Annotated in this window: 23 protein-coding genes; 13 read left to right on the top strand and 10 right to left on the bottom strand. The window is 70.8% G+C overall.

All coding sequences use genetic code 11. The features are described from left to right. Positions 1–99: 99 nt before the first annotated feature. The gene (locus C3488_RS11690) at positions 100–864 is read right to left on the bottom strand and encodes a GntR family transcriptional regulator (RefSeq protein ID WP_103839307.1); all 765 of its coding nucleotides are present in this window, start codon (positions 862–864) and stop codon (positions 100–102) included. A gap of 422 nt (positions 865–1286) precedes the next feature. Between C3488_RS11690 and C3488_RS11685 the strand changes: the two genes are divergently transcribed. The 4 genes from C3488_RS11685 to C3488_RS11670 all read left to right on the top strand — a co-directional run bounded on the left by C3488_RS11685 (position 1287) and on the right by C3488_RS11670 (position 6086). Continuing rightward, the gene (locus C3488_RS11685) at positions 1287–2570 is read left to right on the top strand and encodes an extracellular solute-binding protein (RefSeq protein ID WP_103839306.1); all 1284 of its coding nucleotides are present in this window, start codon (positions 1287–1289) and stop codon (positions 2568–2570) included. A 145-nt stretch (positions 2571–2715) separates the two neighbouring features. Continuing rightward, positions 2716–3708 (top strand): carbohydrate ABC transporter permease, encoded by a 993-nt coding sequence (locus C3488_RS11680; protein WP_103839305.1) that lies wholly within the window; start codon positions 2716–2718, stop codon positions 3706–3708. Positions 3709–3722: 14 nt separating this feature from the next. Continuing rightward, complete coding sequence (locus tag C3488_RS11675) at positions 3723–4583, top strand: carbohydrate ABC transporter permease (protein ID WP_103839351.1); 861 nt, start codon at positions 3723–3725, stop codon at positions 4581–4583. Positions 4584–4592: 9 nt separating this feature from the next. After that, complete coding sequence (locus tag C3488_RS11670; protein ID WP_103839304.1) at positions 4593–6086, top strand: glycoside hydrolase family 3 protein; 1494 nt, start codon at positions 4593–4595, stop codon at positions 6084–6086. 79 nt (positions 6087–6165) lie between these two features. Here C3488_RS11670 and nagB read toward each other — a convergent pair whose 3' ends face one another. After that, entirely contained in the window at positions 6166–6951 is a 786-nt protein-coding gene (gene nagB / locus C3488_RS11665) for a glucosamine-6-phosphate deaminase (RefSeq protein WP_103839303.1), read from the bottom strand. 349 nt (positions 6952–7300) lie between these two features. On the opposite strand from nagB, the gene C3488_RS11660 reads away from it, so the two are divergent. Further along, positions 7301–8371 (top strand): SIS domain-containing protein, encoded by a 1071-nt coding sequence (locus tag C3488_RS11660; RefSeq protein WP_103839302.1) that lies wholly within the window; start codon positions 7301–7303, stop codon positions 8369–8371. Positions 8372–8407: 36 nt separating this feature from the next. Here the strand turns inward: C3488_RS11660 and C3488_RS11655 are convergent, their stop codons facing one another. Beyond that, positions 8408–9160: an SDR family oxidoreductase gene (locus C3488_RS11655; protein WP_103839301.1), complete on the bottom strand. Its 753-nt coding sequence runs from the start codon at positions 9158–9160 to the stop codon at positions 8408–8410. 94 nt (positions 9161–9254) lie between these two features. Between C3488_RS11655 and C3488_RS11650 the strand changes: the two genes are divergently transcribed. Together C3488_RS11650 and C3488_RS11645 are read left to right on the top strand one after the other, a co-directional pair. Further along, positions 9255–10037 (top strand): TetR/AcrR family transcriptional regulator, encoded by a 783-nt coding sequence (locus C3488_RS11650; protein ID WP_103839300.1) that lies wholly within the window; start codon positions 9255–9257, stop codon positions 10035–10037. Between the two features lie 426 nt (positions 10038–10463). Further along, the gene (locus C3488_RS11645) at positions 10464–11930 is read left to right on the top strand and encodes a sensor histidine kinase (RefSeq protein WP_103839299.1); all 1467 of its coding nucleotides are present in this window, start codon (positions 10464–10466) and stop codon (positions 11928–11930) included. A gap of 219 nt (positions 11931–12149) precedes the next feature. On the opposite strand, the gene C3488_RS11640 is transcribed toward C3488_RS11645, so the two are convergent. Together C3488_RS11640 and C3488_RS11635 are read right to left on the bottom strand one after the other, a co-directional pair. Next, the gene (locus C3488_RS11640) at positions 12150–12407 is read right to left on the bottom strand and encodes a WhiB family transcriptional regulator (protein ID WP_003992873.1); all 258 of its coding nucleotides are present in this window, start codon (positions 12405–12407) and stop codon (positions 12150–12152) included. Positions 12408–12727: 320 nt separating this feature from the next. Further along, positions 12728–13696 (bottom strand): diacylglycerol kinase family protein, encoded by a 969-nt coding sequence (locus C3488_RS11635; RefSeq protein ID WP_103839298.1) that lies wholly within the window; start codon positions 13694–13696, stop codon positions 12728–12730. Positions 13697–13831: 135 nt separating this feature from the next. Here C3488_RS11635 and C3488_RS11630 point away from each other — a divergent pair, with 135 nt between their 5' ends. After that, complete coding sequence (locus tag C3488_RS11630; RefSeq protein WP_103839297.1) at positions 13832–14284, top strand: hypothetical protein; 453 nt, start codon at positions 13832–13834, stop codon at positions 14282–14284. A gap of 306 nt (positions 14285–14590) precedes the next feature. Here the strand turns inward: C3488_RS11630 and C3488_RS11625 are convergent, their stop codons facing one another. The 3 genes from C3488_RS11625 to C3488_RS11615 form a co-directional block, all read right to left on the bottom strand. Next, complete coding sequence (locus C3488_RS11625) at positions 14591–15691, bottom strand: RNA polymerase sigma factor SigF (protein WP_103839296.1); 1101 nt, start codon at positions 15689–15691, stop codon at positions 14591–14593. Next, complete coding sequence (locus tag C3488_RS11620) at positions 15688–16101, bottom strand: anti-sigma regulatory factor (protein WP_103839295.1); 414 nt, start codon at positions 16099–16101, stop codon at positions 15688–15690. Before C3488_RS11620 ends, C3488_RS11625 begins: the two co-directional genes overlap by 4 nt. Before the next feature lie 274 nt (positions 16102–16375). Then, complete coding sequence (locus C3488_RS11615) at positions 16376–16636, bottom strand: UBP-type zinc finger domain-containing protein (RefSeq protein WP_103839294.1); 261 nt, start codon at positions 16634–16636, stop codon at positions 16376–16378. Positions 16637–16698: 62 nt separating this feature from the next. Here C3488_RS11615 and C3488_RS11610 point away from each other — a divergent pair, with 62 nt between their 5' ends. Further along, the gene (locus tag C3488_RS11610) at positions 16699–18294 is read left to right on the top strand and encodes a Na+/H+ antiporter (protein WP_103839293.1); all 1596 of its coding nucleotides are present in this window, start codon (positions 16699–16701) and stop codon (positions 18292–18294) included. Between the two features lie 25 nt (positions 18295–18319). On the opposite strand, the gene C3488_RS11605 is transcribed toward C3488_RS11610, so the two are convergent. Continuing rightward, positions 18320–19249, bottom strand: a complete 930-nt coding sequence (locus C3488_RS11605) for a 1-aminocyclopropane-1-carboxylate deaminase/D-cysteine desulfhydrase (RefSeq protein WP_181138974.1) — start codon at positions 19247–19249, stop codon at positions 18320–18322. A gap of 170 nt (positions 19250–19419) precedes the next feature. Here C3488_RS11605 and C3488_RS11600 point away from each other — a divergent pair, with 170 nt between their 5' ends. From C3488_RS11600 to C3488_RS11585, 4 genes are all read left to right on the top strand, one after another. Beyond that, positions 19420–20826 carry a family 2B encapsulin nanocompartment shell protein gene (locus C3488_RS11600; RefSeq protein ID WP_103839292.1) on the top strand — a complete coding sequence of 469 codons (1407 nt, stop codon included), beginning with the start codon at positions 19420–19422 and terminating at the stop codon, positions 20824–20826. Positions 20827–20980: 154 nt separating this feature from the next. After that, positions 20981–22105 (top strand): family 2 encapsulin nanocompartment cargo protein polyprenyl transferase, encoded by a 1125-nt coding sequence (locus tag C3488_RS11595; protein ID WP_258053374.1) that lies wholly within the window; start codon positions 20981–20983, stop codon positions 22103–22105. Between the two features lie 207 nt (positions 22106–22312). Then, complete coding sequence (locus tag C3488_RS11590) at positions 22313–22933, top strand: N-acetyltransferase (RefSeq protein WP_103839291.1); 621 nt, start codon at positions 22313–22315, stop codon at positions 22931–22933. Between the two features lie 66 nt (positions 22934–22999). Further along, a complete protein-coding gene (locus C3488_RS11585; RefSeq protein WP_103839290.1) occupies positions 23000–23194 on the top strand; it encodes a hypothetical protein in 195 nt (64 codons plus the stop codon). On the opposite strand, the gene C3488_RS11580 is transcribed toward C3488_RS11585, so the two are convergent. Then, on the bottom strand, positions 23191–23940 hold the full coding sequence (locus tag C3488_RS11580) for a VOC family protein (RefSeq protein WP_103839289.1): 750 nt from the start codon (positions 23938–23940) through the stop codon (positions 23191–23193). The genes C3488_RS11585 and C3488_RS11580 overlap by 4 nt on opposite strands. Positions 23941–23974: the final 34 nt, after the last annotated feature.

The raw sequence follows: 23974 nt of genomic DNA, 5'->3' as shown, positions 1-23974 counted from the left end.
GCAGGCAATGTAGGTGACCGCGTCATGAAAGCGGAAGCCCTCGTCCGCATATCGGTCGTGACCAGGCGGTCGTGACCGGGTCCGGAAGGCGCTGCCGGGTTACTCCGCGGGCCGCTTGAGCCGGGCCACGAACTTGTAGCGGTCCCCCCGGTAGACGGACCGCACCCACTCCACCGGCTTGCCCTCGCGGTCCAGCGAGTGGCGGGAGAGCATCAGCATCGGCAGGCCCACGTCCGTGCCGAGCAGACCCGCCTCGCGCGGGGTGGCCAGCGAGGTCTCGATGGTCTCCTCGGCCTCCGCGAGACGGACGTCGTAGACCTCCGCGAGCGCCGTGTAGAGGGAGGTGTACTTCACCAGCGAGCGGCGCAGCGCCGGGAAGCGCTTGGCGGACAGGTGCGTAGTCTCGATCGCCATCGGCTCGCCGCTCGCCAGCCGCAGCCGCTCGATGCGCAGCACCCGGCCGCCGGGCGAGATGTCGAGCAGCCCGGCGAGCGTGTCGTCGGCCGTGATGTAGCCGATGTCCAGCAGCTGCGAGGTGGGCTCCAGGCCCTGCGCGCGCATGTCCTCCGTGTACGAGGTCAGTTGCAGCGCCTGGGACACCTTCGGCTTGGCGACGAACGTGCCCTTGCCCTGGATGCGTTCGAGCCGACCCTCGACGACCAGCTCCTGCAACGCCTGGCGCACCGTCGTGCGGGAGGTGTCGAACTCCGCGGCCAGCGTGCGCTCGGGCGGCACCGGCGTGCCCGGCGCCAGCGTCTCCGTCATGTCGAGCAGATGCTTCTTCAGACGGTAGTACTTGGGCACGCGCGCGGTGCGGACGGTCGTCCCGCCCTCGCTCTCCGCACTGCTGACCTCGGTGCTCATGCTCTGCCTTCCCGGCTCCGGATGCCGATGCGACCGACAAGGCGTCGGTCACGGCTCACATCGTGGCACGGCTTCATGGGGAGCAGAGCCCCACGCTCCGTGATCCCCGCTCCACGGACGGGGATCCCCTCTGTATACCGTCGGCACCCCCGCTGGTCTAGTCCACATCGCGGAAGTGGTCCAGTCGCGACCGCCGGAGCCCGGGTGCCCGTTTTCGCTGGGTTCCTACTTAAAGGTCCTTTCATATGTAGGTCGCATAACGAACACCTTGAGCGGCTCGAACGCCCTTGACGAGCCTATTGGTCTGAGCCAAGCTCCCCCGTACTGGTCTACACCATTGGTCCAGTCCCGGCCCCACGGGCGGTGCGCGTCGTCACGCCGCGGGGACAAGGGGGGTTTGTGGCATCCCTGAGGAGGATGGCGTGAAGCGCAAACTGACAGTCGCGATCGGTATCGCGGGCATGATGGTCTCCATCGCGGCGTGCGGGGGCGGGAAGTCCGGCGGGTCGAGCACGGGGGCGGACGCCAAGGAGCTCACCGTCTGGCTGACGGTCGACGCCCAGAACAACTGGCCGGCGCTGGTGAAGGCCGCCGACGACGCGGTGCTGAAGAAGCACCCGGGCCTGAAGATCAACCACGAGTACTACGGCTGGCCGGACAAGAACACCAAGCTCGACGCCGTCCTCGCCACCGACAAGGCGCCCGACGTGGTCGAGATGGGCAACACCGAGATGCTCGGTTACATGGTCAAGGGCGCCTTCGCCCCCGTGGACACGGCCAAGTTCGACAACTCCGCCCAGTGGCTGGACGGCCTCAAGTCGTCCGTCACGTACGACGGCAAGGCCTACGGCGTCCCTTACTACGCCGGGGGCCGCGTCGCCAACTGGCGCAAGGACATCGCCGCTTCGGTCGGTGTGAAGACGCCGCCGAAGACGTACCAGGAGCTCACCGCCGACCTGGACAAGATCCAGAAGAAGGAGGGCAGCGGGTTCAGCGCCTGGTACCAGCCCACGCGCGACTGGTACGCGGCCATGTCCTTCGTCTACGACGCCGGCGGGTCCATCGCCAAGCAGGAGGGCGGCCAGTGGAAGGCCAGCCTCTCCTCGCCGGAGTCCCTCAAGGGCCTCAGCGAGTTCAAGACGGTCATCGACAAGTACATGCACGGCGACAAGACCAAGGACGAGTCCGACCGGTACATCGTCTACGGCCAGGGCAAGTCCGCCATGATCTTCGGCGCCGCCTGGGAGGGCGCGGCTGCGGCCGACCCGAAGGCCGACAAGACCGGCGGCAAGCTGAAGACCAGCCTCGAGAACTTCGTGATGCCCGGTCCGTCCGGCAAGAACATGCCCGTGTTCCTGGGCGGTTCCGACCTGGCGATCCCGGTCAAGTCCAAGGCGCAGGCACTGGCAGCCGAGTGGATCAACGCCTTCACCGGGTCGCAGGGCCAGAAGGGTCTCATCGCCAAGGGCAACCTGCCCAACAACAAGACCGACCTCGCGACCCTGAAGAACGACCCGGCGACGGCGGTCCCGGCCACCGCGGCCGAGTCCAACTGGTTCGTCCCCATGGCACCCGGCTGGGGCCAGGTCGAGAAGGCGCAGGTCCTGCAGACGATGCTGCAGGACATCGGCACCGGCAAGAAGTCGGTCGAGGCCGCCGCGAAGGACGCGGACGCCGCGATCGACAAGGTCATCAACACCAAGTAAGCCGACGGCAGGGCCCCGTGGACCCCGGGGGGTGTTCGGGGAGGGGCCCTGCGTCTCGTACGACCGTGGGGGCGGGGCTGCCGTCCTCCTGCGACCGTGCGGGTTTCGCCTTCGTACGACCTGAAGGACCGCTGAGGAGCGCGCGATGAGTGCCGCAGACACGACCACCCCTGCCAAGGTGCCGCCGCCGCGGCCGGCGCCTCCACCACCGGGCGCCGTCGCCGTGAGGCCACACAGAGGGCGGGCGCCGGGCGGGACCGCCGTCCCCTGGGCGCTGCTCGCCCCCTGTCTGCTGGTCCTCGCCCTGGTGATGGGCTATCCGCTGGTCCGCCTGGTGACCCTGTCCTTCCAGAAGTTCGGCCAGTCCCAGCTGTGGGGGTTCCAGCCGGCCCAGTCGGCCGGGCTCGCCAACTTCACCAACGTGCTTCAGGACGGCGAGTTCTGGGCGGTCGTCGTGCGCACGATCGTCTTCGCGGCCGGATCGGTGATCTTCACCATGGTCCTCGGCATGCTGATCGCGCTGCTGCTCCAGCGGGTCTCCGGCTGGATGAAGACGCTGATCAACATCGTGCTGGTGGCCAGTTGGGGCATGCCGGTCATCGTGGCCACCACCGTCTTCAAATGGCTCTTCGACTCGGACTACGGCATCCTCAACGCCCTGCTGAGCAAGCTGCCCGGCGTGCATCTGATCGGCCACAACTGGTTCGCGAGCGGACCGCAGGGCCTGGCCGTGATCATGCTGCTCGTGGTCTGGGGCGCTGTGCCGTTCGTCGTGATCACGCTCGGCGCGGGCCTCACCCAGGTGCCCGTCGAGCTTCAGGAGGCGGCCCGGCTCGACGGCGCGGGCTCCTGGGGGGTGTTCCGCCACGTCACCCTCCCGATCCTGAAGCCGATCATCGTGATGCTCTCGACCCTCTCCGTGATCTGGGACATGGGCGTCTTCCCGCAGGTCTTCGTGATGCGCGGCGGCCACCCCGAGGCCGAGTTCCAGTTGCTCACCACGTACTCGTACGACCGGGCGTTCGTGGTCGACGACTACGGCCAGGGCTCCGCGATCGCGCTGATCACCGTGCTGTTGCTGCTCGGCGTCGTCGCCGTCTACATGCGCCAGATGCTGAAGATCGGAGAAGTCGAATGAGCGGCATGAGCGGCATGAGTGCGACGACGCTCGCCGGGCGCTCCGCGGCCCGCCGCCGGACCAGGTCCCGGCTCGGCTGGAACCTCCTCGGCCTGCTGGTCTTCCTCACCGTGGGCTTCCCCGTCTACTGGATGATAGACACGGCGTTCAAGCCGGCGAAGGACGCCATCGACCCGGACCCGAGCCTGCTGCCCACCGGTTTCACACTGGACAACTTCCGCCGGGCGCTGGCCATCGCGGACTTCTGGGGACCGGTCGGCCGCAGCCTCGTCGTGTCGCTGTCGGTGGTCGCGATCGGCATAGTCGTCGGCATGCTGGCGGCGCTGGCCATCTCCCGGTTCGCCTTCCGCGGCCGGAAGATCGTGATCGTGGGCATCCTGGCGGTCCAGATGGTCCCGCTCATCGCCATGATCATCCCGGTGTTCCTCCTGCTCAACGACCTCGATCAGTACGACAAGCTGTCCGGTCTGATCATCACCTACCTGACCTTCATCCTCCCGTTCACGGTGTGGACGCTGCGCGGCTTCATCGTCAACATCCCGCGCGAACTGGAGGAGGCGGCCATGGTGGACGGGTGCTCGCGCACAGGCGCCTTCCTGCGGGTCGTCTTCCCGCTGCTGGCCCCCGGCCTGGTCGCCACCTCGGTCTACGGCTTCATCCAGGCATGGAACGAGTACCTGTACGCCCTGATGCTGATGAGCCAGCAGCACCAGACCGCGACCGTCTGGCTCGGCAACTTCACCACCAAGCACGGCACCGAGTACGCCCCCATGATGGCCGGCGCCACGATGATGGCGGTGCCGATGGTCGTGCTCTTCCTCCTCGTCCAGCGCAAGATGGCCGCGGGCCTCACCGCGGGCGCCGTGAAGGGATAACGCCCCCTGATGACGACATTCGCCAGCGGCACGGACACTCTGACGCGCGACGCGCTGACGGTCCTCCAACCCGGCTTCATCGGCACCACCGCCCCCGACTGGCTGCTGCGGCGCCTCGGCGAGGGCCTGGCGTCCGTGGGCCTGTTCGGCCGCAACATCACCTCGCCCGAACAACTCGCCGCCTTGACCGCCCAGTTGCGCGCCGAACGCGACGACGTGCTCGTCGCCATCGACGAGGAGGGCGGAGACGTCACCCGCCTGGAGGCGCGCACCGGCTCCTCCTTCCCGGGCAACCACGCGCTGGGCGCGGTCGACGACGTCGACCTGACCCGCGAGGTGGCCTACGCACTCGGCCGTCGGCTCGCCGAGTGCGGGGTCAACTTCAACTGGGCGCCCTCGGCCGACGTGAACTCCAACCCCGCCAACCCGGTGATCGGCGTCCGGTCCTTCGGCGCCGACCCTCAGCTGGTGGCCCGCCACACCGCCGCCTACGTCACCGGCCTGCAGTCCGCCGGCGTCGCCGCCTGCACCAAGCACTTCCCGGGGCACGGGGACACCGAGGTCGACTCCCACCTCGCCCTGCCGCGCATCGACGCGGAACCAGTGGTGCTCACGCACCGCGACGTCGCCCCGTTCCGCGCGGCGATCACCGCCGGCACGCGCGCCGTGATGAGCGCGCACATCCTGGTCCCGGCCCTGGACCCGGACCGCCCGGCAACGTTGTCCCGGCGCATCCTGACCGACCTGCTGCGCGACGAGCTCGCCTACGACGGCCTGATCGTCACCGACGGCATGGAGATGCGGGCGATCGCCGACACGTACGGCATCGAGCGTGGCAGCGTCCTCGCCGTCGCGGCCGGCGCGGACGCCATCTGCGTGGGCGGCGGTCTCGCGGACGACGAGACGGTACGACGGCTGCGGGACGCCCTGGTGGCGGCGGTCCGCTCCGGAGAGCTGGCCGAGGAACGGCTCGCCGAGGCCGCGGAGCGCGTACGGGCGCTGGCACGGTGGACGGCGTCGGCAGCAGCGGACGGCGTCGGCCCACACCGGCCGCCCGTCGCCGACATCGGCCTGCTCGCGGCCCGCCGCGCGCTGAACATCACCGGCGAAGCGGGCCTCACCCCGCTCACCGAACCGCCCTACGTCGCCGCCCTCGCCCCCGTCGCCAACATCGCGGTGGGCGACGAGACCCCGTGGGGCGTGACCGCCGAACTGCTCCGCCTGCTTCCCGGCACGGAGACCGGCAGCTTCGCCGGGGAGGCGGCGGGCCGTGCGGCACTGGCGGCCGCCGGGCCCCGGCGGATCGTGGCGGTGGTCCGCGACGAGCACCGCCACCCATGGATGGCCTCCGCCCTCGACACGCTCCTCGAGCAGCGTCCCGACACGATCGTGGTCGAGATGGGCGTCCCCCAGGCCGTTCCTCGCGGCGCCCTGCACATCGCCACCCACGGCGCGGCACAGGTGTGCGGTCGCGCGGCGGCGGAGGTCCTCGCGGGCCGTTGAGCCGCGGTGGGCAGGACGCCGGGTCCGGGTGCCGTCCGGACCCGGCGTCCTCCTTGTGAGGCCTCTTCCTGCGAGGGTGCTAGATGCCCTGCCAGTCGGGCTTGTTGGCGTAGGTGTGGCGGAAGTAGTCGGCGAGCTTCAGCTTGGACGCGGCGGCCTCGTCCACGACGACGGTCGCGTGCGGGTGGAGTTGGAGCGCGGAGGCCGGGCAGACCGCGGCGACCGGTCCCTCGACGGTCGCGGCGACCGCGTCCGCCTTGCCCTCGCCGGTCGCCAGCAGCACCAGATGCCGGGCCTCGAGGATGGTGCCTATGCCCTGGGTGATCACGTGGTGCGGCACCTGGTCGATGTCGCCGTCGAAGAAGCGGGCGTTGTCGATACGGGTCTGCTCGGTGAGCGTCTTGATACGGGTGCGGGAGGCGAGCGAGGAGCACGGCTCGTTGAACCCGATGTGCCCGTCGGTCCCGATTCCGAGCAGTTGCAGATCCACGCCACCGGCCTCGGCGAGCGCCCTGTCGTACGCCTCGCACGCGGCCTGAACGTCCTCCGCAGTGCCGTCGGGCCCCAGGAAGGCGTCCATGCCTATCCCGAGCGGCTCCAGCACCTCCCGCCGCAGGACGGAACGGTACGACTCCGGGTGGTCCGCGGGCAGTCCTACGTACTCGTCGAGCTGGGCGACGCGCGCCCGCGAAACGTCCACAGCACCGGAGCGCGCCCTGGCCGCCAGGGCTTCGTACACGGGCAACGGTGTCGACCCGGTGGCGACACCGAGCAGGGCGTCGGGCTTGCGTCGGAGCAGCTGCGCCATGGCCTCGGCGATGAGCTCGCCACCCGCCTGGGCGTCCGGAACGATGACAACTTCCACGCTGGGCCTGCCGATCTGAGGAGAGGGACTGGGAACCGGGGAAATGGGCCATGTGGTTTAGACCAATCTAACAGAGTCGGGTCCGTCGGAGGGCCTGCGGGAGGGGCGTTGGCGGGAGGTGGAGGAGGCGGTCCGGAGGGAGTCGGCGGCGTCCCGAACGCGGGGTCCGGCCAAGGTCGCCTGCCTGGCGGATCCGAGCCGGCAGGCTCACTGATTCGCCCCTCTGCCCGGCATCGCCCGGCACGGATCCGCCACTGCCTCCCCGTCGAGGCGTCGCCGGGTCCGAGGGGGTGGAATGGAAGCCGTCAGGCCATGGCGAGAGGCACTGAACCACCCAGGAGGAACCCCCATGACGCCGACGACACCGGACCCTCAGCGAGACCTCCCGGGACGGGCCATGGCCCGGGAGATGGCCGAACAGCCCGCCGTTCTGCGCCGCATCCTCAACGAGGGGGCGCCGCGCATCCGGGAGGTGGCCCGCGAGGTCGCCGCCCGCAAGCCCCGGTTCGTGCTTCTGACGGCCCGCGGCACCTCGGACAACGCCGCGCTCTACGCCAAGTACCTCCTGGAGATCCGTCTCGGCCTGCCCTGCGGTCTCACCTCGATGTCCACGACCACGGCCTACGGCGCCCGCCCCGACCTCACCGACGTCCTGGTCATCACCGTCAGTCAGTCCGGCGGCTCCCCGGACCTCGTCGCATCGACGCGGGCCGCCCGCGAGGCCGGTGCCCTCACGCTCGCCGTGACCAACAACCCGGACTCACCGCTGGCCGCCGTCTCCGAGTACCACATGGACGTCATGGCCGGTGAGGAGAAGGCTCTCCCCGCGACCAAGACCTACACCGCCTCCCTTCTCGCCCTCTATCTGTTGGTCGAAGGACTGCGCGGCGGTGACGGTGCCCCCGCGAAGGCACTGCCCGACCTCGCCGAGCAACTCCTCGCCCGTCAGGACGAGGTCCGCACTCTCGCCGCCCGCTACCGCTTCGCCGAGCGCATGGTCATCACCTCGCGCGGCTATGGCTACCCCACCGCCAAGGAAGCCGCCCTGAAGCTGATGGAGACCAGCTACATCCCCGCGCTCTCCTACTCCGGCGCCGATCTCCTGCACGGCCCGCTCGCCATGGTCGACAACGTCTCGCCGGTCATCGCCGTCGTGACGGACGGCAAGGGCGGCGCCGCGCTCCAACCCGTACTCGACCGGCTGCGCGGCCGCGGAGCCGACCTCGTCGTCATCGGACCGCCGAGCCAGGTCGAGCAGGCATCGGCGGGCTTCGTCCTGCCGACCGAGGGCGTGGCCGAGGAGGTCCAGCCGATCCTGGAGATCATTCCGCTCCAGCTCCTCGCGTACGAGGTCACCATCGCCCGCGGCCAGGACCCGGACGCCCCGCGCGCTCTGGCCAAGGTGACGGAGACCCACTGAGAAGCGGCCGGGTGCGCCGGAAGTCCGCAGGAGGCCCTAGGTCAGCGAACCTCCCGTTGCGTCCACCCAGCTGCCCGTGACCCACCGGCCGGCGTCGGAGGCCAGGAACGCCACCACGTCGGCGACGTCGGCCGGGGTGCCCACGCGGCCAAGTGCCGATATGGAGGCGGCCCAGGCCGCGCCGTCCTGTGTGCCGTGCAGCAACTCGGCGGTGTTGTCGGTGTCGATGATCCCGGGCGCCACCGAGTTCACGGTGATGCCACGATGGCCCAGCACCTTGGACAGGTCGCGGGTGAAGACGTCCAGGGCGCCCTTCGTCATCGCGTAGGCGACCTGCTGCGGTATCGCCGCGGTTCTGGACAGGCCGGAGGAGATGTTGACGACACGGCCGCCGTCCCTCAACCGATCCAGGCCGCGACGCACGATGAAGAACGGCGCCTTCACATTCACCGCGAAGACCTTGTCGTACTCCTCCTCCTCGATCTCCGGCAGCGGGCGTGCACCGCCGATGCCCGCGTTGTTGACCAGGATGTCCACGCCGTCCGCATGGCGGTCGAAGGCCTCCCACAGGGCCTGGGCGTCGCCTGGCAGCCCCAGTTCGACGCCGATCGCGAACGCGGAACCTCCGGCTTCCTCGATCGCTGCGACCGTCTCCTTCGCTGCCGCCTCGTTCCGGCCGTAGTGCACGGCCACCCGTGCACCGTCACGCGCCAGCCGCTCGGCGATTCCCCGGCCGATGCCCCTGCTCGCCCCCGTGACGAGCGCGGTCCTCCCCGCGAGCACGCCCATGTCGATACCCCTCGCATTCCCTAGCGGTCGATACAGAAAAGACCGTACTGCAGGACGGGCGCATTTCTCTAGCACCCGCTATAAAATCCACCCCATGGTGGAGAGTCAGGACAGCGACCGACAGACCGAGCCGTCGGCCGGAGGGTCGACGCGGGCCGCGGCCGAGGGCCGGCCCGCGAGCCAATCGACGCGGGCGCGCGGTGGTCCCGGGTCCTCCCGCCCTCGCGGACGCCCCCGTTCCTTCGACCGTGGGACCGCGCTTGAAAAGGCCCTCCTCGCGTTCTGGGAGCACGGCTACGAGGCCACCTCCGTCTCCGACCTGACCCGGGTCATGGGCATCGGTGCGCCGAGCCTGTACGCGGCGTTCGGCGACAAGCGGTCCCTCTTCGAGGAGGTCGTCGGGGTCTACGACGAGCGGTACGGATCCTTCGGTGGCCGCGCCCTCGCCGAGGAGCCCACCGCCCGTGCCGCGGTCGAGCGAATGCTCCGCGAGGCCGCCGAGATCTACACCGCCCCCGGGCGCCCGCACGGCTGCCTCGTCATCCACGCCGCCACCAACTGCACGACACCGGAGGTCGAGGAGTCCCTGCGGGCACGGCGCAACGCCAACATCGACGCCTTCGAGAGCCGTATCCGGGCCGCGGTCGCCACCGGTGAGCTGCCCGCCGGTACCGATGCCCGCACCCTCGCCCGGTACGTCGGCGCGATCATCCAGGGCATGTCCCAGCAGGCGCGCGACGGGGCCACCCGGGAGGAGCTGGAGGCGCTCGCCGAGGTCGCCCTCGCCGTCTGGCCCCCCTCGCGAACCGGCGGCGGCTACGCTCCAAGTGGGCCGTCGGGACGGCCGGGACGGATGCGTGACGGCGTGGATGTCTGATAAAGAGACAACAACAAACATCCTCCAACGCATGGACACACGCACAGGACCCGGGCACCATTGGTCTCGTCGGCGTGGTCTAGTCCACCAGCGCCGCCAACGCTAGGTAAAGTAAGTAAAGCCACACAGCCCCGTCTTCCCCGCACAGGAAGGCGGACCGAGGAACCGGCGCTCTCTGCCCTGACTGCTCCGGCTCCTCGACCTTCGGCCGACCGGGACCGCACACCCCGCGGCCGTTGATGCTCCGGGCTGCGGTGCCGGGAGGGTTGAGGGTCCCTCCCAGGCGCCGCGGCCCGCGGGTGCTTCCCGGGGCCGTACGAGCGCCGCACCCGGACCGCCTCCCCGGCAGGGTCGTACCGGGGTGCCTGCACCGGCCGATTTCGATCGATGTCCGAACGCCCAGGTACCCTCGCACACGTGCCCTCCATGAACGAACTGGTCCGCCAGCACACCGCTCTCAGCGACTCCGACCTGGAGTGGCTGCATCTGCTGGTGTCGGAGTGGCAGCTGTTGTCCGACCTCTCCTTCGCCGACCTGGTCCTGTGGGTGCCCACTCTCGACGGCACCCGATACGTGTCGGTGGCCCAGATGCGCCCCAACACCGGCCCCACGTCCTACCAGGACGACATGGTCGGCCACCTCGTCCCCCGCGGCCGCCGTCCCATGCTGGACGCGGCCCTGGACGAGGGCCGGATCGTGCGCGAGGGCGACCCGGAGTGGCGTGAGGAGGTTCCGGTCCGGGTCGAGTCCATCCCCGTACGCTGCGGGGGCCGCGTCCTCGGCGTCATCGCACGCAACACCAACCTGCTGACGGTGCGCACCCCGAGCCGCCTGGAGCTCACGTACCTCCAGAGCGCCTCCGACCTGGCCCAGATGATCGCGGCCGGCGCCTTCCCGTTCCCGGACCAGCAGGTCGACATGGACGCCTCACCGCGCGTCGGTGACGGCTTGATCAGGCTCGATGCGGACGGCATCGTCCAGTACGCGTCACCGAACGCGCTGTCGGCGTACCACCGGCTCGGCCTCGCCGCCGACCTCGTCGGCCACCACCTCGGCAAGACCACCGCGGAACTCGCCCCGACCAAGGGGCCGGTGGACGAGGCACTGGTCAAGCTTGCCAGCGGATGGGCGCCGCGCGAGTTCGAGATCGAGGCCAACGACGGGGTGATCCAGTTCCGCGCGATCCCCCTCAAACCCAAGGGCACGCGCATCGGCTCGCTGGTGCTGCTCCGGGACGTCACCGAACTGCGGCGCCGCGAGCGCGAGTTGATCACCAAGGACGCGACCATCCGGGAGATCCACCACCGGGTGAAGAACAACCTCCAGACGGTCGCCGCCCTGCTCCGCCTGCAGGCCCGTCGTATCGAGTCCGATCGCGGCAGGGAGGCCTTGGAGGAGGCCGTGCGAAGGGTCGGCTCGATCGCCATCGTCCATGAGACGCTGTCCCAGAACCTGGACGAGCGCGTGGAGTTCGACGAGATCGCCGACCGGGTGCTCGCCATGGTCGCGGAGATCTCGCCCGGCACGGTCACCGGCCGGCGCAGCGGCCGCTTCGGCATCCTCGACGCGGAGGTCGCCACCCCGCTGTCCATGGTGCTCACGGAGGTCCTGCAGAACGCGCTGGAGCACGGCTTCCGTCAGGGCGAGACCGGCACGGTCGAGGTCTCGGCCGTCCGCGGCGGTACTACGAAGGAGGCGCGCCTCCTGGTCACCGTCCAGGACGACGGGGTGGGCCTGCCCGAGGGCTTCGATCCGCAGACCGCCGGCAACCTCGGGCTGCAGATCGTGCGAACGCTGGTTGAGGGCGAGTTGGGCGGGACCTTCGATATGGTCCCGGCCCCGGGGCGGGGCACGCGTGTGATCCTGGACATCCCGGTCCGTGCGCAGAAGTGAGCCCGGGCGGCGGCGAGCCGGTAGGGATATCGCCGCCGTCGCCGCCTCGGCTCCGCAGGGCGTCGTCCCCACAGCAATGAGCCCCGGGCCACCAAGTGGTCCGGGGCTAAAAGCTCGTTGGTGCCAGCTGCTGCTAGCGACTGCGCGCTGCGGCTCGGGGGCGGGAGAAGCGTACTCGCTGTACGCGCCGCCAAGCTCAGGCTCGTCGGGGCGGGTGTGTCAGGCGGAGGCCTGACGGGCCCGGTTGCGGGCGGCGCGGCGCTTCATGGCGCGGCGCTCGTCCTCGCTGAGACCACCCCAGACGCCGGAGTCCTGGCCGGACTCGAGCGCCCACTGCAGGCACTGCTCGATAACCGGGCAGCGACGGCAGACGGCCTTGGCTTCCTCGATCTGCAGCAGCGCAGGACCGGTGTTGCCGATGGGGAAGAAGAGCTCGGGGTCTTCCTCGCGGCAAACGGCGTTGTGACGCCAGTCCATGGCTGCTACCTCTCCTTGGTATTACGTGCAGGTTGCTTGTGAATGTGAACGCTTTCACGAATCCCTCAACAAGTGAAGGGCCGATCGTCAGACTCACTGACGTGGTCCTGTGGATTGAGGAGGGGTTCGGACACTCTCGATGGGAGCCGGTGTTGCGGGCTGTCCCGAGCGCCACGTAGAGACTCGCAAACCTCAGCGGCGGATACAACCCCTTCCGGAAAGTTTTTTTGATTCCTTGGTGTCGACTAGGTCACAGCCGTACTTCCAAGGGGTGGATCCTGGCCTAAACGTTCGAGTGAAAGGACTTTGGCCCCTTCTGCTCACACAATCACACGCAGTGCACGGCGTACGCCTGTGAACGTCACGCTCGTACGCACCCCGAGGTGGTCGCCGTCCATCTGCAGGGGGAGGGGCGCCTTCGAATGCAAGGTGAAGCCGCTCAGGTCGTGCAGCGAGACCACATGCCTGCCACGGGGTCCGCGCTCGGGGGACGAAGTGAGCAACTGGGTCGCATACCGGGCAATCGAGGCCGTCGAGAGGCGGCTGAGGGCCAGCACGTCGAGGCCGGTATCGAACGAGGCCTTAGGCGAGGCGTACACCGGACGATTGCCGAGAAACGTCCAGGGCGCGGTGTTGCAGATTATGGACATGACCAGATCGGTGACCGGCTCCTCACCCGCCCGCTCCAGGGTGATCGTGCCGTGCCTGCGATGCGGTTCGTCCAGGAACTGACGGATCACCTGGCGCAGGTAGAGCGCATGGGTGGACCGCTTGCCCTGTTCCCGCTGCTGCTCCACCCGGCCGACCACTCCCGCGTCGAAGCCGAAGCCCGCGTTGAAGGTGAACCAGCGGGAGGGCACCGCCTCGTCCTCGGTGCCCGGGGTGCCCGCGGCGAGACCGAGGCCGACCACACGCTCACGGCGCTCGCGCAGGCCGTCGAGGATGGCGCCGGTGGCCTCCACGACGTCGTTGGGCAGGCCCAGGGCCCGGGCGAAGACATTGGTCGAGCCGCCGGGCACCACGGCGAGCAGGGGGAGGCGGTCGGGGTCCGGGCCGTGGTGCAACAGGCCGTTGACGACCTCGTTGACCGTGCCGTCCCCGCCGAGCGCCACGACCAGGTCTATGTCCTCGCTCTCCGCGGCCTGCCGGCCGAGGTCCCGGGCGTGCCCCCGGTACTCGGTGGTCACCGCCTCGAGCTTCATCTCGCTCGCCAGCGCGTGGATGAGGACATCACGGGTACGTGCGCTTGTGGTGGTTGCCGCCGGATTGACCACGAGAAGTGCACGCATGGTGTGCAGCGTACCTACTGGGCGGTACCGGGCCCTAGCCCGGGTAGGGATCCGGTAAGGACCGGGAGTCGTCTTGGGCACAGCGGGGCCGGAGGCGTCGGCGGCGGCGACCGGGCCGAAGGCTACCCTTCAGGGGTGAGCGCTGAGCAGAACCCCACTCCTGAGACCCGCGAAGCCGGGCCCCGCCCCGCGCGGCTGACCGCCGCGGCGGCGCTGGCCGGCCTGGAGGGGCTGGCCCTGGTCGCGGGCGGCGCCTGGACGCTCGTCCTCGGACTCACGGGCGCGCCGGACGACCGGCAGCAGGCCGTCACCCTGGGCATCACCCTGATCGTGCTCGCGCTGCTTCCCCTGCTGGCCGCGCGGGGACTGCTGCTGCGGCGCGGCTGGAGCCGGGGGCCCGCCGTCATCACCCAGATCATGGCGCTGCCGGTGGCGTACAACCTGCTGCGCGCCGACAGCGTCGCGATCCCGGTCGGCATCGTGCTCGCGATCGTCGCGGTGACGGCCCTGGTGCTCCTGGTGAACCCGGCGACGACGCAGGCCCTCGGAATCCGCGGGCCCGGCCGCGCGGAGGAGCCGAAGCGGTAGCAGGCGTCCGGCCGGCTCTGCGGAGGGGCCGAGGCGGTGGCCGACGTCCGGCCTTGCGGGGCGGCCGGAGAGGAGCCGACGTACGGCCGGTGTCGGCTTGGCGTCGCGATGCCGGGCAAGGACACCGAGCCCGGTGATTTCCTTGCCCGACGACTGATTTCCCCGCCCGACGACACCAGCGGCAGCAACGACAACAGCGACATCCCGGCCGTCGCCGGCCTCCCGCGCCCCCGAGCCGACGCGAAGGCGGGACACCGCCCGGCCGTCGCGGGACGCCGCTGACCGGCAGCCCCGCGTGCCGCCGTCCTACTCCTCCACCAGCAGCTTGTCCCGCAGCTGCGCCAGCGTCCGCGCCAGCAGACGCGAGACGTGCATCTGCGAGATGCCGACCTCCTGCGCGATCTGCGACTGCGTCATGTTGCCGAAGAAGCGCAGCAGCAGGATCCGCTTCTCCCTCGGCGGCAGATCCTCCAGCAGCGGCTTCAGCGACTCGCGGTACTCGACGCCCTCCAGCGCCTCGTCCTCCGCGCCGAGCGTGTCCGCGACCGCCGGGGACTCGTCGTCCGTGTCGGGGACGTCCAGGGACAGCGTGGAGTACGCGTTGGCGGACTCCAGGCCCTCCAGGACCTCCTCCTCCGAGATGGCCAGCTTCTCGGCCAGCTCGTGGACCGTCGGGGAGCGGCCGTGCTGCTGGGACAGCTCGGCCGTGGCCGTCGTCAGGGCCAGGCGCAGCTCCTGCAGGCGCCGCGGCACGCGCACCGCCCAGCCCTTGTCGCGGAAGTGCCGCTTGATCTCGCCGACGACCGTCGGGGTCGCGTAGGTCGAGAACTCGACGCCCCGCTCCGGGTCGAAGCGGTCGACCGACTTGATCAGACCGATGGTCGCGACCTGGGTCAGATCGTCCAGCGGCTCGCCGCGGTTGCGGAAGCGGCGCGCGAGGTGCTCGACGAGCGGCAGGTGCATACGAACCAGCCGGTTGCGCAGCTCCGCGTACTCCGGGCTGCCTTCCTTCAGCTTGCGCAGTTCGACGAACATCGCCCGCGCGCCGCTGCGGTCCTGTGGGTCGTGCTGTGCGCCGACCGGCACACCCTGCTCAGCGTTTCGCTCGTGCTCGCTCATCGTCCCGCCCGTCGTCCGCCGCCCTCCGGAGGACGTGCCCGTGGCTCCGCCTGCATCCCGTCGTGCGCCGCCCCGGACGGAGAGCACCTCGTCCGCCCCGGCCGGACCCGTCTGCACGGGTGCCATGACCGCCGACGCCTGGCCCTCCGGGTGCGGACGGGCCTGCTCGGGGATGCCGTCCACGCCTTCCGCCATGCGCGGCGCCCCGTCCGGGCCGCCCGCGCTCCCGGCGGAGAACTTCCGTGTGCCGCGCTCTTCGTCCCGCACCGGCCCGTCCCCGTTCGTCACGCCGGCCCGGGTCCCGCGCCGCGCTGTTTGTAGAGGCTGATGGACACGGTCTTGTCGTCGGAGACCGCGGAGGAGACCTTGCCGGCCAGGGCCGACAGGACCGTCCAGGCGAAAGTGTCCCGCGAGGGGGCATGGCCGTCCGTGGTCGGGGCCGCGACCGTGACCTCCAGCGAGTCGTCGATGAGCCGGAAGACACAGCTGAGCACCGAGCCGGGCACGGCCTGCTGCAGCAGGATCGCGCAGGCCTCGTCGACCGCGATGCGCAGGTCCTCGATCTCGTCGAGGGTGAAGTCCAAACGGGCTGCGAGACCGGCCGTGGCCGTGCGCAGCACCGACAGGTAGGCACCCGCAGCCGGCAGCCGGACTTCCACGAAGTCCTGGGTCGCGGGCTCGCCTGCGATCTGGGACACCCTCACCTCCAAGGTGGTACAAGCTGTTTCGGGGGCCGAGGGTCGCCCCCCGGGGTAACGCCCCTCGTGGTTCAGCGGTGACGCTATCGCGCTCTCAACGTACCTGTCCCCGGGACCCCGACCCCTTGCTGTCACTCATAGTAAACCCATGTATACGCACAGTGGCTAGGGGTCTGGCGGAACCAATCGGGGAGAGCGCGTGCCGCTTTGACGTACCCGGACGTCAGACCGGCGAACCGTCCGGATCCAGGGTCACACGGGGGCCGGTCCGCGGTCACACGAGTACATGGTCGACGAAGCACCAGCGCCAGTTCTCACCTGGTTCGAACGTGCGCATCACCGGGTGGCCGCTGGCCTCGTGGTGCGCCGTGGCGTGCCGGAGGGGCGAGGAGTCGCAGCAGCCCACGTGTCCGCACTCCAGGCACAGACGCAGTTGCACCGGGTGCGTGCCGGCGGCGAGGCACTCCAGGCAGGTCTCGCTCTGGGGCTTGGGCTCGGGGTCCGGCAGCGCGTCGCCGTGCGTGCACTGTTTCATGGTGGCCAGATTACGACGGGTCCGCGGGAAGCGGCGCGGAAAAAGAGGGCGGGCGGAAGACGATGAACGTGGTGCCACTGCTGTTGCTGGTCGCCGGCAGCGCGGCCGTAGCCGGGGCGGCGCGCCGGACCCCGGTGCCCGCGCCGCTGCTGCTCGTCGCCGTGGGGCTTGCCGTCTCGTACCTGCCCGGGGTGCCCGAGTACACCCTCGACCCCGAGATCGTCCTGCCGCTGGTGCTGCCCCCGTTGCTCTACACCGCGGCCACCGACAGCTCCTACCTGGATCTGAGGGCGCAGATGCGGCCGGTGGCCCTGCTGTCCGTCGGATACGTGCTCTTCGCGACCCTCGCCGTGGGCTGGGCGACGTACCTGATCGTGCCGGGCCTGCCGCTGACGGCGGCGCTGGTCCTGGGCGCGGTGGTCGCGCCGCCGGACGCGGTCGCGGCGACGGCGGTCGCCCGGCGGGTGGGCCTGCCCTCACGGATCACCACGATCCTGCAGGGGGAGTCGCTGGTGAACGACGCGACCGCGATCACCGCGTACAAGGTGGCGCTGGCCGCGGCGGTCGGCGAAGGCGCGACCTGGTCGGGCGGCGTGCGGGAGTTCCTGATCGCGGCGGTCGGCGGGGTGGTGATCGGTCTGCTGCTGATGGTGCCGATCCATTGGCTTCGCACCCACCTGAAGGAGGCGCTGCTGCAGAACACGCTCTCCTTGTTGATCCCGTTCGTCGCCTACGGCGCCGCGGAATGGGTGCACGCCTCCGGAGTGCTCGCCGTGGTCGTCGTAGCCCTCTATCTCGGCTACCACAACTACCAGGTCGACTTCGCGACCCGTCTCCAGGAGGAGGCGGTGTGGAAGATGGTCGCGTTCGTGCTGGAGTCGGCGGTCTTCGCTCTCATCGGACTGCAGCTGCCGGTCGTCCTCAGGGGCCTCGGTCCGTATGAGGGCACGCGCGCGGCCTGGTACGCGGTGGCCGTGTTCCTGGTGGTCGTCGTGTCCCGGTTCGTCTGGGTGTACCCGGCGACCTTCCTGCCGCGTGCCCTCTTCGGGCGCATCCGGGAGCGCGAGGAGAACCCGACGTGGAAGGGGCCGTTGATCATCGGCTGGGCGGGGATGAGGGGGGTCGTGTCACTCGCGATCGCCTTCTCGATCCCGCGGACCGTGCACGGTGGCGGCCCGTTCCCCGACCGCAACCTGGTCCTCTTCCTGACCTTCACGACGGTGATCGGCACGCTGGTGGTGCAGGGACTGAGCCTGCCCCCGATCATCCGGCTGCTGCGCCTGCCGGGGCGCAACCCCCAGGCGGAGACGCTCGCGGAGGCGAACGCACAGGCGCAGGCGTCCCGGGCCGCCGAGCAGCGCCTCGAGGAACTCCTGGAGGACGAGCGCAACGCACTGCCGCCACCACTGGCCGACCGCCTCCGCATCGTCCTGGAGCGCCGCCGCAACGCTGTCTGGGAACGGCTGGGCTCGGTGAACCCGGTGACCGGCGAAACGGTCGACGAGACCTACCGGCGGCTGTCGCGCGAGATGATCGGTGCGGAGCGGGAGGTGTTCGTCAAACTCCGCAACCACCGCTACATCGACGACGAGATGCTCCGCACCCTGCTGCGCCGCCTGGACCTGGAGGAGGCGGCGGCGTTCCGGGAGACGACATGAGCCCCTCGCACGGGGCCGGGCTCCGCTAGGGAAAGGGGCGACCCGTGATCACGGCCGCCACCGTCGTCCCCCTCGGGAACGCCCCCTCCCGGGTCAACGTGACCAGTCCGTACAGCAGCTTGGCGACATAGAGACGTTCCACAGGCAGGCCGTGGCGGGAGGCGAAGTCGGTCGCGAACGCTTCGAGTTCGGGGGTGGTGCGGGCGTACCCGCCGAAGTGGAAGCGGTCGTCGAGGGACCAGGTGCCGCGGCGGGCGCCGAAGGCGCGGGTCTGCAGGGCGGTCACCTCGGCGGTCAGGAAGCCGCCTTTGAGGACGGGGATGCCCAGGGCCCGCTGGCCAGGGGCCAGGCCGGCCGCGAGGCCCGCCAGCGTGCCACCGGTGCCGCAGGCCAGGGCCACCACGTCCGCCCGGCCGCGCAGCTCCTCACCGAGCGCGCGGCAGCCGCGCACGGCGAGGGAGTTGCTGCCGCCCTCCGGAACCACGTACGCCTCCTCGGCGTCCGCCGCACGCAGGACGCCGGTCAGCGTCTCCGGCTCCGCCTTGAGGCGATAGGTCGACCTGTCGACGAAGTGCAGTCGCATGCCGTCGGCCCTGCACCGGGCCAGCGAGGGGTTGAGCGGGCGGTCGGCCAGCTCCTCGCCGCGCACCACTCCGATCGTCTCCAGCCCCAGCAGCCGGCCCGCCGCGGCCGTCGCGCGCAGGTGGTTGGAGTACGCGCCCCCGAAAGTGAGCAGGGGGCGGCCGGCCGCGGCCCGAAGGTTGGGGGCGAGCTTGCGCCACTTGTTGCCGACCAGGTCCGGGTGGATCAGGTCGTCACGCTTGAGCAGCAGCCGCACGCCGTACCGTGCGAACCGCTCGTCCACGACCTCCCGCAGCGGCGACGGCAGGCGCGGGCGCAGCTCGGTCGCCGGGTCGGGCGTCTCGCGGGCGTCCCGCGCGGCAGGGCTGGTCACCCCGCCATTGTCGAATACCGGCCACCGGCCGGGAGCACTCGGAAACGCGGGCTCAAGTGCCCAACCCAGCCGTGATCCATTCCCGCTCTTTCGTGTAATGGTGCGACCACGATGCGTGATGGAAGGCTGGTCCTCGCAGATCGGATGCATGACCGGGAGGGGCATTACCAATGTCGGTAGGCGAAGAGGTCCGCGCCGAGGAGAACAGGCCGCAGCAGAGCCTCGGCACCGCGGCGGCGCGGAACCTGGCCACCACCACCAAGTCCGCACCCCAGATGCAGGAGATCAGCTCACGGTGGCTGCTGCGCACGCTGCCGTGGGTGAACGTGCAGGGTGGCACGTACCGGGTCAACCGCCGCCTGACCTATGCGGTGGGCGACGGCCGAGTGACCTTCGTGAAGACCGGTGATCAGGTGGCGGTCATCCCCGCGGAGCTGGGCGAGCTGCCCGCCCTGCGCGCGTACGACGACCTGGACGTGCTCGGCGAACTCGCCCAGCGCTGCCAGCAGCGCAGGTTCGCACCGGGGGACGTGCTCGCCGAGTTCGGCAGCCAGGCCGACGAGGTGTTCCTGCTCGCGCACGGCAAGGTGGAGAAGATCGGCACGGGCCCCTACGGGGACGACGCGGTGCTCGGCGTCCTGGCCGACGGCGCATACTTCGGCGACCAGTCGCTGCTCGACCCGGACGCCATCTGGGAGTACACGGCCCGCGCGGTCACCACCTGCACGGTGCTCGCCCTGCCCCGCCGGGACGTCGACCAGGTCGCGGAGCGGGCCCAGTCGCTGCGCGACCACCTCCAGCGGCAGCGCTCGATCCCCGCCCAGCGCACCAACAAGTACGGCGAGAAGGCGATCGACCTCGCCGCCGGTCACTCCGGTGAGCCGGACATCCCGCACACCTTCGTCGACTACGAGGCATCGCCCCGTGAGTACGAGCTGAGCATCGCCCAGACGGTCCTGCGCATCCACACGCGCGTGGCGGACCTCTACAACCAGCCGATGAACCAGACCGAGCACCAGCTCCGGCTGACCGTCGAGGCTCTCAAGGAGCGCCAGGAGCACGAGCTCATCAACAACCCCGACTTCGGGCTCCTGAGCAACTGCGAGTACGACCAGCGGCTGCAGCCGCACGACGGCGTGCCGAGCCCCGACGACATGGACGAGCTGCTCAGCAGGCGGCGCGGCACCAAGCTCTTCCTCGCCCATCCGCGTGCGATCTCCGCGTTCGGCCGTGAACTCAACAAGCGCGGACTCGTCCCGGAGACCATCGACATCGGAGGCAACCGCATCCCCACCTGGCGCGGCGTGCCGATCTACCCGTGCAACAAGATCCCGGTCACCGAGGCCCGCACGACCTCGATCATCGCCATGCGTACCGGGGAGGAGGAGCAGGGCGTCGTCGGACTTCGCCAGTCCGGGATCCCCGACGAGATCGAACCGAGCCTGTCGGTGCGGTTCATGGGCATCAACGAGCAGGCGATCATCAGCTATCTGGTGACGGCGTACTACTCGGCCGCCGTCCTGGTCCCGGACGCGCTGGGGGTCCTGGAGAATGTCGAGATCGGCCGCTGGAGGTGAGGCCCCTCCTCGGCTCGTCCGCCCACGAGGCGCGTCCGATCGCGGCCCAGAAGCGGCACTCGGTGTTCCGCCCGTCACCGTGGGTAGATCATCCGGGCATGTGTCCAGCGGTAGCGGAAGGCGTCACCGTCCGCAGACTCCACGAGGCGGTTCCATGAGTGAGTTCATGACGGAGCCGAAGCGGGGCCCGGCCCTCGCGCGGCGCGGCCCGGCCGGTGTCCCGAAGCGGCGTGACCCGCTCTCCGGTCGGCCGGCTCCGCCCGACGGGCACGAAGCCGCGGCGATCCTGGAGCGCACCCGCGCCGCGGTCGACCCCGAGCTGCGCCGGGCCGTCGACTCGCTGCCCGGCTCCATGCGCCGGATCGCGCGCTATCACTTCGGTTGGGAGCACGCGGACGGCACCCCGGCGACCGGCAACGCGGGCAAGGCGATACGACCGGCGCTCGTGCTGACGGCCGTACGGGCACTCGGCGGGCAGGAGTCGACCGCCGTACGGGCCGCCGCGGCGGTGGAACTCGTCCACAACTTCACGCTGCTGCACGACGATCTGATGGACCGCGACACCACCCGCAGGCACCGCCCCACCGCGTGGACCGTGTTCGGTGACGCGGACGCGATCCTCGCGGGAGACGCCCTGCAGGCGCTGGCCCTGCGGCTGCTCGCCGAGGACCCGCACCCGGCGTCGGGCGCGGCCGCCGCCCGGCTCGCGGCCTGTGTCGTCGAGCTGTGTGCCGGGCAGCACGCGGACACGGCCATGGAGCGGCGTGGCCCCCACGAGGTCACGCTCGCGGAGGTGCTCGCCATGGCCGAGGCGAAGACGGGCGCCCTGCTCGGCTGCGCCTGCGCGCTGGGCGCGCTGTACGCGGGAGCGGACGCGGCGGACGTGGAGGCGCTGGATGCGTTCGGCCGTGAGGCGGGGCTGGCTTTCCAGCTCATCGACGACGTGATCGGCATCTGGGGCGACCCGAGCCGCACCGGCAAGCCGGCCGGTGCGGACCTCATGGCCCGTAAGAAGTCGCTGCCTGTGGTCGCCGCGCTCGCCTCCGGTACGCCGGCGGCGGCCGAGCTCGCGGAGATGTACGAGGGGCCGTATCAGGAAGGGGAGTTGGAGCGCACTGTGCTCGCCGTCGAGCAGGCGGGCGGGCGGGACTGGGCGCAGTCGCAGGCGGCCGACCGGATGGGCCGGGCGATGCAGGAGCTGTCCCGCGCGGTCCCCGACCCGGACGCGGCGGGTGGCCTCCTGGCGCTGGCCGAGTTCGTCACCCGGCGCAGCGCCTGACCGGCACCACCGCTGGAACCCCGGAGACCGGGCCCGAGCGGCTCCTGACCCCGCCACGGTCCCGGAGACTCCGGCCGGGGCGGCCCCCGTACCTCAGACGATGTGCGGGGGCCGCCCCTCCCCACCCGTGGCGCCCCGGCCGATCGAGTTCCGGTTAGGCTGCAACCGCCGTTTCGACGGGGCGAGTTGACGTGAAGGGGTGGGCTGATGGGTGTGGCCATTCGGGCGGCCGACGGGAGCGACCGGGAGCTGGTCGTCCGGCTGCTGGACGAAGCGTTCCAGGACGACCCGGTCAGCAGTTGGGTCTTCCCGGGCGAGGAGTACCGCCGCAGGACGCATCACCGACTGATGGCCGCGTTCACCGACGTCGTGCTCGCCGAGGGACGCATCGACGTGACCGAGGACGGCACGGCGTGCGCACTGTGGCTGTCCGTACCGGGGGGCGACCACGCGCCGGAGGGGGGTACGGGCGGGGCGGAGCCCGAGGAGGGGGACGACGGGGTGCGGCTGCGGGAGGCCGTCGACCCGGAGAACGAGCGCGTGGAGCGGATCGCCCGGCTGACGGCCGAGGTGCACCCCGCGGACCGCGCCCACGAGTACCTGTGGATGATCGGCGTGGCCCCCGGACACCAGAGCAGGGGCCTCGGCACCGCGCTCATCCAGCACGTCCTCGATCGCTGCGACAGCGAGAGCCTGCCCGCCTATCTGGAGGCGAGCAGCGCCCGCAGCGTACGGCTGTACGAACGCCTCGGCTTCGCCTCCACCGGACGCACCGTGGACCTCCCGGACGGCCCGCGGATGTGGCCGATGTGGCGCGAGCCGCGCTGAACCGCTGAACCCGGCGACGCGGTGGACGGCGGGCGCAGGCCCCCGGAACCGGCCTAGGCTGGAGGCATGGGCAGCCAGGACCCCGTCTGCCCGTCCTGCGGGCATCCGGTCGCCACCGTCGTACGGCGCCACAAGACGCTGGGCGCCGTGGTCCCCGTATGGCGCCCCGGCCCGTGCCGGAATCCGCAGTGCCCGGCCTACGCGGCCCGGGAGCCCGAGGAGGCGCAGCCGAAACGGCGCGGTGAACGCAACAGGCCTTAGCCGGGCAGGCCGCCCGTCCAGGGGTCGCGGCCCGTCAGGCAGTAGGTGCCGCCCGCCGGGTCGCTCATCACGGTCCAGTGGGTGCCGTCGGCGACGTGTGTGGCGCCGAGCCGCTCGTGCCAGGCACGGGTGGCCTGGATGTCCGCGCACGCGAGGTCCAGGTGGGCCGAGGCGGGGCGGTCGGTGCCGAGGCGTTGCAGCAGGATACGGACGGGGAGGCCGACGGGCGGCCTGACCACGTGGAACTCCGGGAGCGAGCCGGGGGAGGAGTCCCAGCCGGTGAGCTCGGTCCAGAAGGCGACCTCGGCGTCGAACACGGCCGGGGCGAGGTCGAGGCACACCTGGTCGAGGCGCGTGGCCGCGCCGCCGGGGCCCTCGAAGGCCGGCGGTCGCGCCGACTCGCCGTGCCAGGGCACCGCGCAGAACAGCACGCCACCGGGGGAGCGGAGGACCGCCCAACCGGCGTGGTCGGAGACGAGGTCCGCGTCCAGCCGCCGCGCCGCCGCGACGAGCGCGGGCACGTCCTCGACGGCGAGATCCAGATGGGCGCCGCCGCCGGCTCGTACCGCCTGGGCCTTCACACAGGGGTCGCCCGACTCCGGCAACAGCGTGACGAACTCACCCTCGTCGCCCCGCGGTCGGGACGACTTGGTGCCGGTGGCGGCGGTCCAGAAGTCGCAGGCCCGGCCGAACTCCTCGGCGGGCCGGTCGACGAAGGCGTACGTCCAGCGGATCGGTTCGCTCATGAGGGGCACGCGGTCTCCCTGGCAGACGGTTCAC

It is taken from the genome of Streptomyces sp. Ru72 (genome assembly GCF_002920635.1).
Lineage (GTDB): Bacteria > Actinomycetota > Actinomycetes > Streptomycetales > Streptomycetaceae > Streptomyces.
Note: the sequence above shows the minus strand (reverse complement) of the source record. Positions and strands in the feature narration are given on the sequence as shown.